This is a genomic window from Bacteroidales bacterium (assembly GCA_021157585.1).
Lineage (GTDB): Bacteria > Bacteroidota > Bacteroidia > Bacteroidales > UBA12170 > UBA12170.
The window spans coordinates 1-12,711 of the sequence record JAGGWH010000044.1; the positions used below are offsets into that span (position 1 = coordinate 1).

Here is a 12,711-nt window from a genome sequence, read left to right on the forward strand (position 1 = left end):
GCAAGATCGTGAATATAGGTATCGTGGATGCATAAATTATTAAAAACAGGGTAGGGAATAGGAGGGTTTCCTCCAAAATCTTTTTTGGCATAAACGCCAAAGAATGTGGTAGGTAAACCTTCAATTTCAACAAATTCTACTTCGCAGTCGCTGCTATATTCTAAGAAACTTAATCCACTAGTTTCTCCTTGTAATTTGAAGCCATAATGTACATTTGGATCACCTTTTCCGCTTAGTTTTATGTATTTACAGTTCTCAAAACTCAAAGCTCCCCAAACTGTGGTATTGATATGCACTTGTCCTCCATCGTTGATAAAGACGATAGGAGAATTCTCGTTTCCTTCAAAACCTTTAAATTTTAAAGTTTCGGTTCTTCCAGATACAATTTTAATGGTATCTCCACCAACAGGCGTTGGACTAAAGTCGCTTGGTAAAACATAGCTTGTGGATGCTTCAACGTAAAATAGGTTTTGAGCTTGGACGGCTGTACTGCTAAGTATGACAATAAAGGTCAATACAAAAGCAATGTAAAAGCTTAACTTTTTCATTTTTTTTGGTTTAAATATGTTTATGCGAAAATCTCGCAAGCAAAATTCGACCCTTAATGCTTACACAATTCTACGAATATTTATTGGAATGGTTTGGATAAATGTTTGAGTGTTCACTTTCAAGCTATGAAAGTATAGATATGTTTAACGAACGTGAAAAGTGGTGATCAGGTTTTAAAAACGATTTAATCTACTTTAATAAATTTTGTTTGAAATATTAATTGTTCTTCGCCAATAACTCGAATTATATAAACTCCGTTTGGAAAATCGAATAAATCTACTTGAGCATCATAAGTACTTAACATTACAGATCCCATAATGTTTAATACTTCTAGTTTTTGCTCAGGTGTTTTATTTCTAATGAAGATGCGATCTTTTGCAGGGTTTGGATAAACCGTATAATCTGCTTGTTCTTCTATTTCGATAAATGCTGCTGTTCTTTTTGAAGGACTCATAATATATCCGTAAAGAGCAATTTCGTTTATCTGAGCATTTATGGTATTAGTCATACTTAATAACAGATACCTACTGGTTAATTTCATATCTACTTCTCTCCATTTTCTCAATTCTGAAGTAGAAAGAGTAGAAATATTTGTCCAGTTATCAGGAGAACCAATAGCAATATCAAGATCCGCAGTATTACGCATATCGTGTAGCATGGCGTGATCAATATAATGTTCTTTACCTAAGTCTATCATCACTCGATAAACGCCAAGAGCAGTTTTTCTTAATGGCACCCAACTTTTACTTCTTGCATGTTCATTAAAATATGGATCTAAGGTTTGTTCATCAACAAGGTAGTTTGGACTATAGCTTGATCCACCATCAACCAAATCTGTTATCATAGTGCTATTCAAAACAATACGATCAACAGTTGGTGGAATATAAGCTTGAATATTTATAAAGCTACTTGTACTTGCACCAAATTGATCTTCAACAATTATTTCGATATCATAGCTTCCTACATCTTCCATTAAGGGATTTATCTCTAGATTTCCTAAACCATTTCCAAAATCGTTAAGAATAACAAAATCGGGTGCGTTTACAGAAAATAAATAAAGTGCATCACCATCAATATCAGAGCTGCTAATATCAACTACAATAGGATATCCTATAATTAAAGAAGCAGAATCGGCTACGCTAAGCGTTGGAGCTGTATTGGCGGCATTGAATACGGTTACGGTAACAGAAACGGGTAAGTGATGTTCTAAACAACCGTCAGTAGCAAATAATTCTATACTATAATCTCCAATATCGGCTGTGCTAGGATTCATCGTTAAAGTATAATCACCTACCGCATTTTCTGTAAGTGTCATAAAGTTGGTTCCGTTAATTAAATAAAGCTCAAGTTCATTACAAAGTGCAAATGCATCATCAATTACAGTAATTGGAAGATCAAATGTTTCGTTTTCAGAAATTCTTACTGATTCTAATGTTTGAATCTCAGGTGCTTGATTAACAATGATATCAGGAATTTCATCTAAAGAATAACCATATAAAGCCACTTCATTTATTTGGGCTAGATTGGTATTATACATGGAAAGAAGAATGTATTGTGTTTCTATTTGCAAAGTAATTTCACTCCAAACCGTTCTTAAAGAAGTCGTATATACATTTACTTCCGTCCAATTTCCTGGTTCTCCTATTGAGATATGAAGATCTTCTGTATTTCTCATATCGTGTACGAAAGCTTTTTCAATATGATATATTTCTCCTAAATCAATCATAGCTTCAAAAGTTCCGCTTGTTTCTCTTCTGGTTGGAGTCCAGCTCGAGCTTGTAGGATGCTCATTATTTAATGGATCCAAATTTTGCTCATCAACAAGAAATAGAGGACTTTTATTCGATAAGCCATCTACGAGATCAGTAAGCATTGTATTGGTAAGAACGATTCTTTCGGCAGTTGGTATTTCATATACTTGGAAGTTTACATCAATACTCGCAAAACCTTCATTTTCGTCAATTACTTTCACTTGAAAATAATAATTGCCTGTATCTGAAACACTAGGATTAACACTTAATTGACCGAGACCATTTCCATTATCGCTAAGGATTACAAAGTTAGGTGCATCGATAAGACTAAGACTTAAAGCATCATTATCTAAATCGCTAGAAATAATATCTACGGAGATGGAATTATCTGTTGTAATTTGAATAGGATCGATAGGATTGATTATTGGTAATCGGTTTAGATTTTTTACTTGAATATTAACGGATAAACTGTCATTTAAACATCCATCTGTTGCTACAAGAACAAAATTGGTATAATTGCCAGCATCTTGAAAGTTAGGCTGTAGTGTTAAAGTGAATTCATTTGGTGTAATCTCTGTAATGCTAGCAAAACTAGGTAGGTTGATAGAAGATAAGCTTAAGGAATTACAACCTTCAAAAGCATCGTCGAGAATGTAAATGGGGAAGTCCATAATGTCATTCTCGTTGATTGTAATTGTCTCTGCTGTTTGTATTTGAGGCTTTTGATTGACCTGAACAACAGATTTATAACTAATTTCGATGCCGTTGATTTTATCTTTATTTTCAATCTGTTCAAAATCTAGATTTAAATTACCGTCGATAACAGCTACCTCATAAGCCAATTCATAAGCTTCCATTCCTGCATTTTCGAAAATATTGAAATTGTTGAGAATTTTATCCTCTTCAAGGATAACATTAAATCTTGGAGAAGTATTTTCATCTACTTCTTTTTGACGTTCGGCAAAGAATAATTTTACATTATAAACACCAGGTGTAGGCAATGGAAATTCGAATTGCATTTCTATACCTTCGGCACCATCGTAACGGTAAGGTCCAAATAGGGCAGCAGGAGCAGAAGTAGTATTAGTTCCTTTAAAAAACCAACTTCCGGTTCTTAAAAAGTGTTGTGTTCCATATTCAGCTTCAATCTCAATATCCGATTGCCAATTCATTAGCGTATCTTCAATTTCTGGTCCGCCAAAGTTTACACGGTAAAGTAAACGACCATCTGTAAGTGTTGCTGGAGCAATAGTTAAAGTTAAATAGCGTGTTGTTGGCTCACCATAACAATCATCAGCAATAACTTCTATTTGATAAACGCCTTGGTCTTGAATTTTGGGTTGTAAATCTAAAAATACCTGATTGCCTTCGTGTTTAATCTTGGCAAAAGAGAGATCGGAATTAATCGTATATAAAATACTATCGTTATCTAAATCAAATGCTGTAACTTCAATGAGTGACTTGGAAGTTGCTTCTATGCTGGAGCTAGTTTCAAAACTTAAAACCGGGTTTTGATTGGCTGGATCTTTAATGGCTATAACAACAGTTTGACGATCATATGCGTGATGACTCTCATCGTAAACAAGGATTCCAATTCTATAAACACCAATATTTTCTAGTGTTGGATTGATATTCAATTGCGCCGTACCATTCCCCGTTTCGATTAGTTGAATAAAATCAGGTGTATTCTGTGCTTCAAAATGCATTTGATCAAAATCAGAAACGGAAGCCGCTAAATTTAAGCTTGTGCTTTCAGAATAAAGAATCAAAACATTATCGATAGAATCTAAAACAGGTGTATTGTCGTAAATATGAGACAAACCTGAAACTGGTCCCATTGTTTGATATGCGATCGGATTTTCTAGAGAATTCTGAAAGATTCCGCCCACAAGTGTATATTGAAAATCGGCAATTGTAGTTGCCATATTATTTTCTACTATAATATTATGTGTTGAAATAACAGAATTTTTAAAGAAAGTTGAGTCTGGGCTATAAAAGTTATTCGCTATATAAAGGTCATTGTGTTCATTCAGATTTTTAATAATTTCAGTACTGTTAATATCGCTAATGTAATTATCCACAACATTAATGGAGGAAAAAGGTAAAGGTTCAAATCTATCGTCGATAAATATTCCTTTTGAATCTTGAATGAAATTATTTTCCAATGTGATATCTCCGTTTCCTAAAATAATTACTCCGTAACCTGTTGATTGTAGTATAATGTTATTATAAACTTTCCCCACGGTATTGATCCCGATTTGCAGATTATTGTTTTGCGTTGGCATATTCTGAATGCCTGTATTCAAGAAGAAGTTATTATAGATTTCAATATCATCAATAGCATTTGCAATTTGAACCGATTCGCGCTGCGTATTTACAACTACATTATTATATATGCGCAAATGACGAAATTCCATTCCTGGAGCAGTAGTTTCACCAATATACATGGCTTCAGCTACATCGTGAATATATGTATCGTGGATGCTTAAGTTGTTAAATACAGGATAAACATCTTGTGGGTTGCCACTAAAATCTTTTTTTGCACTTATGCCGAAGAATGTATTTGCCAATCCTTCTATTTCAACAAATTCTACTTCACAATCGCTGCTCAATTGCTCAAAGCTTAAACCACTGGTTCTGCCTTGTAATTTGAAACCATAATGCGTATTTGCATCGCCAGTTCCCGTGAGCTTGATGTATTTGCAATTAACAAAACGAAGTGCGCCCCAGTCTTCGGTGTTAATGCGTACTTGTCCACCGTCGTTAATGAATATGATTGGATTCTCTTCGTTTCCTTCAAAACCTTTAAATTGTAAAGTTTTGATTCTGTCGGAACTGATTTTTATGGTATCTCCGCCAACGACTCTTGGTTCGAAGTTTTCTGGTAAAACGTAAGTTTGATCTACCGAGATATGAAATGTATTCTGGGCTATGGCTGGTGATAAAGTCAGCACTAGATTTAGAACTATGATAATTACTATTGAAGGATATCTCATTTTCATTTTGTCAATTTTTTTTGCCTGCAATGCAAGCTAGTAATGTTGAATCCTTCTTGGTTGTATTTTATTACGGCAAATCACTAAAATAGATTCTTAGAATAAGATACCGTTAGCTATGAATACGTAAGTGTGTGCTTTTGATTGAAAATTGTAATGTTAAGAAGAGTTTTTTTTGCAAAAAAAAGCCCCTTTCGACAAAACGAAGTGGAGGAGAAATCTTAAACTAGTATATGGAGATTTCTCGCTATCACTCGAAAGGGGAAAACGTTCGGAATGACTTCGTTTTTATGGTATTTGCATTATGCGACTTAATTACAAATTAAGCCGAGCGTAGGTCAGGGTTACACTCCAAGTGAAGCCTTGACTAGATAGCAGCTATTAATTAACAAACGATGAAACGTAGCAGAGTTAGCAGGGAAATCTGTTTCAACAAAGGGAGATTTCTCGCTATCGCTCGAAAGGGAAAACGTTTGGAATGACTTCGCTTTTCGGTGGTATTCGACTTAATTACAAATTAAGCCGAGCGTAGGTCTATTCTAACAAATAATTCTTTGCTAGTGCCTTAAATTTTTGCACTTCATTTGTTACCCAAGCTTTATCTCTTTTTAGTTCAGCTGCCATAATTTTAGCCACTTTTGGAGCAGCATCCATACTTGCTTTGGCATCAAGTAAAAGCCAGCGTGTTCTTCGCGATAAAATGTCTTCTACTTTCAAAGCCATTTCTTCTCGGACAGTCCAAATAATTTCACCAACAACATAGGGAAAGTCAGGGTGAATTTTTTCTTGATACTCTGGTTTTTCTTTTAAAAAAGCTTTTATTTTTTTTGCGTCAGAACCGAAGTTTTCTTTTAAATGATCTTTAGAGTCACGAGGCTGTGCTCCGTGAATAGAAAGTTTAGTTGTTCTCGATTTTTTGGGATGAACTTGAGCAATAATTGCTGCTTGATCAACAGTGTCTTCTGCCATTTTTCTATAAGTAGTCCATTTTCCTCCTGCAATGGTTACTAAGCCACTTCGGGAAATTAAAATACTGTGCTCGCGTGAGATAGCGGCAGTACTTTCGTCATCGCCAGAAGTTACCAAAGGTCGTAAACCTGCAAATACACTTAATACATCTTTACGTTTAGGATTTTTTATAAGATAGCGTGCAGTATGTGTCAAGAGGAATTCAATTTCTTCCTCAAGCGCCACAGGTTCTAGATCGAAGTTATTTACTGGTGTATCCGTTGTTCCAACAACCAATCGGTTATGCCAAGGAATAGCAAAAATAACACGTCCATCATCGGTATGAGGAACCATAATTCCCGTTTCACCAGGAAGGAAAGATTTGTCTAAAACAATATGCACTCCTTGACTGCCACTAATTATGGGCTTGCATGCTGAATCACTCATTTTTCTAATGCTATCAGAAAATACACCTGTGGCATTTATTACGGCTTTGGCTTTTAGGGTATAGCAGTCGCCAGTTTCTTGATCGTTTACTTCAACGCCACTTATCAAATCATTGGTTTTAATTAGGTCTGTAACTTTAAAATGATTGAGAATACAGGCGCCTTGCTCTTCAGCAGTTTGTGCTAGATTTATCAATAGCCGAGCATCATCAAACTGACCATCGTGATAGATTACACCTCCTCGTAATCCTTCTCGCTCAATAGTGGGGATACGGGCGATGGTCTCCTCGAAAGATAACATTTTTGAAGGCCCAAAAGTTTCTTTGCCGGCCATCATATCGTAAATTTTCATTCCAATACCATAAAATGGACCTTCCCACCAATCGTAATTTGGAACTACAAAAGGTAAATCGTGAACCAGATGAGGCGCATTTCGGCGTAATATTCCTCGTTCTTTAAGTGCTTCAAGAACCAAGGAGATATTTCCTTGTTGTAAGTAACGCACACCACCGTGAATAAGTTTGGTGCTTCGGCTGGAAGTGCCTTGACCAAAATCGGCTTGTTCTAAAAGAAGCGTTTTCAAACCACGTGAAGCAGCTTCAACAGCTGTTCCTAAACCAGTAGCTCCGCCACCAATAATGATAAAATCCCATTTTTTCTCGCTCGAAAGCTGTTTAATCATTTTTTCTCTGTTCATTGCGCTAATTTTTTGTCTTTTTATATTTGATTTGGTGTCTTATTTTCTGAAGCGATTTTAACCATTTCTTAAAACTGAAAGGCGTTTTTTCTTTTAGGAATAAATTGAGTTGTTGAATAAATTCGGGATTCCTTAAATAACCAAAAGATTTATGAGGATTCTTAACTCCACGACTTTCATAGTCGTTAATAATCTCAAAGTCAATGGGAAATATTCCTTTTGAGTTTGGAGCAAAATCATTACTTAAATCAAAATTAAGAGCCACTTTATCTTCTAAGTCGGCAAAATTGAGCCAAGTTCTAGATATACAATCGGGCGTTGTTGGTGTGAACTTTTCATAATTTTTTTTCATTTCTTTAGCTATATTAGCACGGATAAGTGGTAATCCTAAGGGAGACCCCATAGTAACAAAAGTGTGAATTTTTTGTCTTTTGAGCTCAAATTGCAATACATCGTAGGCAATAATACTTCCCATAGAATGCCCGATCAGCAAAATATCATCGAACTTGTATTTTTCAAGCATATTAACTAAACGCCGACGTGTATTCGCTTTTAAAGTTTTTTGTTTCCCGGTATTGCTATAGTACATATCCAATTCCTTAAAATAGCGATGCATAATGATATCGTTAACTCCCTTGTAATTCAAGCTTAAGTCATCGTTTAGGAAGACTTTTTCTAACTGACTTTCAATAAATTGCAGCATTTTTTTACGAAAGCTTTGGTCTTTCTCAGGTGCCTTTGGATGCGGAGATAGGGTATAAGGTTCTTCAAGAAAATAGGGGTCTTTTTTATCGATAATCTCAAGACTTTCGGGCTGCTCATAAATTAAATCTGCCCAGTAAACCAACTCCAACTTGAATTTTGGAGCTTTAATTCCTGCTAATTTAAAACCTTCTTCAATAGCAGATATCCACCATTTTTCAAGAAGATTTTTTTGCGGTTTGTTTCCTAGTCCGTGGATGCCGATGATTATTTTTGACATACTATTAATTAGTTCTTTTTAGTATTTCTTTGTATTTAAAGCAAGTCGTTAAATGATCATTTACCATTCCGCAAGCTTGCATATGGGCATAAATAACTGTGGAGCCTACAAATTTAAATCCTCGCTTTTTTAAATCTTTACTGATGGTATCAGACAGAGGTGTATTGGCAGGGATCTCACTCATAGTTTTGAATGTATTCTGAATGGGTTTCCCGTCTACAAATGCCCACAAATATTTACTAAATGAGCCAAATTCTTCTTGAACTTTCATAAATGCTTGAGCATTGTTAATTGCTGCTTTTATTTTTAGTTTATTTCTGATTATTCCTGCATTTTGAAGAAGTTTACTTTCTTTGTTCGCGGTGTATTTTGCAATTTTTTTATAGTTAAAATGATCAAATGCTTTTCGGAAATTCTCTCTTTTCCGCAAAATAGTAATCCAACTTAGTCCTGCTTGAAAAGTTTCCAGAATTAGAGATTCAAATAAGATAGCATCGTCGTAAACCGGAACTCCCCATTCCTCATCGTGGTATTTCTGGTAAAGGGGATCATCTCCAGCCCAATCGCAACGGTTTTTGTGTCCCTCAATTGTCATTTATTAATATTTCTTCCAAATATAAGAATTTTGCTTCTATAAAAAATGCTTTTTGTACGGCTTTGCTTAAGAAATGATTATTTTTGTTGCATAAACAGAAAATAATTATGTCTGAAAAGAGAAACTGGGTTAGTCTACACGATTTTGAAGAAATAAAACTAGAATATTGGGAAGGAATTGCCAAATTAACAATCAATCGTCCGCGGTATTATAATGCTTTTACACCAACGACGACTACGGAAATGGCTGTGGCAATGGAAATTTGCAAAGAAAATCAAGATGTTCTCACCATTGTTTTAACGGGTGAAGGCGATAAAGCTTTTTGTGCTGGTGGTGATCAGAATGTAAAAGGAAAAGGTGGATACATTGGAAAAGATGGTATTCCTCGTTTGAATGTTTTAGAAGTTCAGAAAAAAATTCGCTCCATGCCAAAGCCTGTAATTGCAATGGTAAATGGATTTGCGATTGGTGGAGGCCATGTTTTGCATATTGTTTGTGATTTAACTATTGCTTCTGAGAATGCTATATTTGGTCAAACAGGACCTAAAGTTGGTAGTTTCGATGCTGGTTTTGGATCTTCTTATTTGGCTGCTATTGTTGGACAAAAGAAAGCACGCGAGATCTGGTTTTTAAATAAACAGTATACGGCTCAAGAAGCTATGGATATGGGCATGGTGAATAAAGTTGTTCCTCTTGATAAATTGGAAGATGAGGTTGTGGATTGGTGTCAGACCATGCATAAACGAAGTCCTATGGCTTTGCGTATGATTAAGTTAGGGATGAATGCCGAACTGGATGGTCAAGCTGGAATTCAGGAATTTGCAGGAAATGCTACTTTACTTTATTATCTAACCGACGAAGCACAAGAAGGAAAGCATGCTTTTTTAGAAAAGCGTGAACCTGATTTTCATAAATACCCAAAATTCCCTTAATAATTAAGCTTTTGAAGGACTGGATTCAAGCATTTCGTTTAAGAACATTAGCGCTAGCATTGTCTAGTATTGCTATGGGTGCTTTTTTAGCTGCTTTTTTTGGTGGCTTTAAATGGGAGGTGAGTATTTTGGCTGGTGTAACGACTATCTTTTTGCAAATCTTATCCAATCTGGCCAACGATTATGGCGATGCCCAAAAAGGAACAGATAGCGAACATAGAATAGGTCCAGAAAGAACCGTACAAAGTGGAAAAATCTCTACATCGGCAATGCGCTCTGCAATTATTCTTTTTGCTGGTTTATCTTTAGTTAGTGGTATTGTATTGATTTACTACGGAACGCTTGGCTTAGATAGGAGAGTAGGTCTCTTGTTTTTGGTTTTGGGACTTTCTGCTATTGCTGCTGCTATTTTATATACCGTTGGGAAAAAATCATATGGCTACTCGGGTTTAGGCGATTTGTTTGTCTTTATCTTCTTTGGTTTGCTAGCTGTTTTAGGAACTTATTTCCTCAATACACAAATGCTACGATGGGATATTTTCCTTCTGGCTGCTAGTTTAGGTTTTCTGAGTACAGGCGTGCTTAATTTGAATAACTTAAGAGATATTGAAAATGATCAGAACTCGGGTAAAATTACGATTGCTGTTCGTTTAGGGATTATGGGAGCAAAGAAATATCATATTTTTCTGATTGCCTCAGCTTTGTTGGCTGCTTTGCTTTTTAATTTGATAAATCTTCGATCTTATTATTCTTTATTGTGGATTATTCCAGTTCTCCCTCTATTTGCAATTGATCTTGTAAAAATATATAGAATAAAAGATTTGAGATTACTCGATCCTTTTTTGAAAAAATTAGCCTTGAAAACTTTATTATTTGTTCTGCTTTTTGGAAGTTGTTTATTGTTTTAAGTTAAGTAGTTGAGTGGGTGATTGTTAAATAGTGAAGACAATTAGCACAGCATCAAATCAGTACATTTCAAACTGAGCTTTCACGCTGTGCGAAGTCGAAGTGTGCCGAAGTTCATCAAATCTTCTCTTTAATCTCTGCTTTCTGAACTACACTTAGGTCTCCACGTTCATCGATGCACTGGCTAATTTTCTTTTTAAAACTCCAGCAGGTCATTTGACGTATATCAATTTGTCGTGAGATTTCGTGACTGGAAATATTGGGTAGAGAGCAAACTAAATAAGTGATTTTAAAAGCTTCGTGAATAGGAATCTTGCACCTATGAAATATTGTATGAGCCGTAGCTGATTCTTGACTTTTACATTTTGTACAGCGACGAGAATAAGGTGTTGATCCAACGCAGTAGTTGGTATGTCCGCATTTCCGACAAACAAAGCCATTCTTCCATTTTTCTTCAACTAAAAACTTCAGACAATCATCATCACTCGAAAATTGTGTTTCAAATTCCTTAATATCAATATTTTCAAATAGTTTTTTCAAAATATGTTGTATTATATTATGATGACTGTCTGTCAAAAGTTAAAAAAATGATAAAATACTTTATGACAATGTGTCGTATGCAAAGATAAAATACTTTTGGCATAAATATTGACTATGAGAGTGATATTAAAGCGATTTAAAAATATTTATTACTTTTGCTCGCTTTAATGATAATTATACAAAATTTAGAATGAGGAAAACAGGAATATTTTTACTTGCATTTTTATTGAGTTTAGGTTTTTCATCCTGCGATTCAAATGCAGCTGAGAAATCGTTAAGGTCTGAAAATGAGGGTAAGATAGCTACTGCTAACGAAAATACTACTGAAGGTGCTGTAGTTTATTTAACTGAGGATAGTTTTAAGTCTTTAGTTTGGAATTACAATATTAATCCTCAGGAGTGGGTTTACGAAGGTGAACTTCCTGCAGTAATTGATTTTTACGCTGATTGGTGTGGCCCTTGTAAGCGTGTTGCCCCTATAATGGATAAGTTGGCAAAAGAATACAATGGTAGAGTGATAATTTATAAAGTAGATACCGATGCTAATCGTGAATTGAGTTCGGTTTTTGGTATACGCTCGATCCCTTCTGTAATGTTTATTCCAAAGAATGGCAAGCCTGCTATGCAGCCGGGAGCAATGCAAGAAGAGCAGTACAAACAAATTATAGAAGAGTTTGTATTGGGGAATAAAAAAAATGAGAAATAATAATATTTAAAATAGAATAAAAATAAGTTAATAATTAGAATAGAATGGAACATTTAACAAAAGAAACGTTTTTAGCAAAAGTATTTAATTACGAGCAAAACAAAGATTGGAAATTCGAAGGCGAGTTACCCTGTTTAATTGATTTTTACGCCGATTGGTGTCAGCCTTGTAAAATGGTTGCTCCAATTTTGGAAGAACTAGCAGGAACATATGAAGGCAAAATCAATATTTATAAGATTGATACCGAGGATCAGCAGGAGTTAGCCGGTGCTTTTGGAATCAAAAGTATCCCTTCTTTATTGTTTTGCCCAAAGGATGGTCAACCACAAATGGCTCAAGGTGCATTGCCTAAAGAAACTTTGATTTCTGCAATCAATGACGTTTTATTGAAATAAGCTAGTTTTTGGAGAGAAATTAGCGAAGCATGACCTTAGGGTTGTGCTTTTTTTATGCTTATTTTTGACGTTTTAGAATTATGTTATTGTCAACAGCCTATTTTCCGCCAATACTTCACTATGCTTGGTTGCTTAAAAATCAAGAGATAAGTGTAGAGCAATTTGAGACTTTTCCCAAACAAACGTTTCGGAATAGATGTGTGATTTTATCGGCTAATGGTTTGCAGTCTTTAACGGTTCCTGTTATCAAACCAAATGGTGCCAAAAC

At 35.2% G+C, this 12,711-nt stretch carries 11 protein-coding genes; 5 read left to right on the forward strand and 6 right to left on the reverse strand.

Annotation, left to right across the window (positions count from 1 at the left end):
• From J7K39_02855 to J7K39_02875, 5 genes are all read right to left on the reverse strand, one after another.
• The coding region (locus tag J7K39_02855; GenBank protein MCD6178821.1) for a hypothetical protein at positions 1–548 on the reverse strand (548 nt) is incomplete at its 3' end.
• A gap of 185 nt (positions 549–733) precedes the next feature.
• On the reverse strand, positions 734–5,302 hold the full coding sequence (locus tag J7K39_02860; protein ID MCD6178822.1) for a T9SS type A sorting domain-containing protein: 4,569 nt from the start codon (positions 5,300–5,302) through the stop codon (positions 734–736).
• 528 nt (positions 5,303–5,830) lie between these two features.
• On the reverse strand, positions 5,831–7,387 hold the full coding sequence (locus J7K39_02865; protein MCD6178823.1) for a glycerol-3-phosphate dehydrogenase/oxidase: 1,557 nt from the start codon (positions 7,385–7,387) through the stop codon (positions 5,831–5,833).
• A 4-nt stretch (positions 7,388–7,391) separates the two neighbouring features.
• A complete protein-coding gene (locus J7K39_02870) occupies positions 7,392–8,369 on the reverse strand; it encodes a hypothetical protein (GenBank protein ID MCD6178824.1) in 978 nt (325 codons plus the stop codon).
• Positions 8,370–8,373: 4 nt separating this feature from the next.
• Positions 8,374–8,964: a DNA-3-methyladenine glycosylase I gene (locus J7K39_02875; GenBank protein ID MCD6178825.1), complete on the reverse strand. Its 591-nt coding sequence runs from the start codon at positions 8,962–8,964 to the stop codon at positions 8,374–8,376.
• A gap of 107 nt (positions 8,965–9,071) precedes the next feature.
• Between J7K39_02875 and menB the strand changes: the two genes are divergently transcribed.
• Both menB and menA read left to right on the forward strand, forming a co-directional pair.
• Complete coding sequence (gene menB, locus J7K39_02880; GenBank protein ID MCD6178826.1) at positions 9,072–9,896, forward strand: 1,4-dihydroxy-2-naphthoyl-CoA synthase; 825 nt, start codon at positions 9,072–9,074, stop codon at positions 9,894–9,896.
• Between the two features lie 2 nt (positions 9,897–9,898).
• Complete coding sequence (menA, locus tag J7K39_02885; protein ID MCD6178827.1) at positions 9,899–10,804, forward strand: 1,4-dihydroxy-2-naphthoate octaprenyltransferase; 906 nt, start codon at positions 9,899–9,901, stop codon at positions 10,802–10,804.
• Between the two features lie 115 nt (positions 10,805–10,919).
• Here the strand turns inward: menA and J7K39_02890 are convergent, their stop codons facing one another.
• On the reverse strand, positions 10,920–11,342 hold the full coding sequence (locus tag J7K39_02890) for a transposase (GenBank protein ID MCD6178828.1): 423 nt from the start codon (positions 11,340–11,342) through the stop codon (positions 10,920–10,922).
• Positions 11,343–11,532: 190 nt separating this feature from the next.
• On the opposite strand from J7K39_02890, the gene trxA (J7K39_02895) reads away from it, so the two are divergent.
• The 3 genes from trxA (J7K39_02895) to J7K39_02905 all read left to right on the forward strand — a co-directional run.
• Positions 11,533–12,048, forward strand: coding sequence for a thioredoxin (gene trxA, locus J7K39_02895; protein MCD6178829.1), 516 nt, complete (start codon positions 11,533–11,535; stop codon positions 12,046–12,048).
• A gap of 44 nt (positions 12,049–12,092) precedes the next feature.
• On the forward strand, positions 12,093–12,443 hold the full coding sequence (gene trxA, locus J7K39_02900) for a thioredoxin (GenBank protein MCD6178830.1): 351 nt from the start codon (positions 12,093–12,095) through the stop codon (positions 12,441–12,443).
• 80 nt (positions 12,444–12,523) lie between these two features.
• Positions 12,524–12,711, forward strand: a 188-nt coding sequence (locus tag J7K39_02905) for a WbqC family protein (protein MCD6178831.1), incomplete at its 3' end; no start/stop codon positions are given.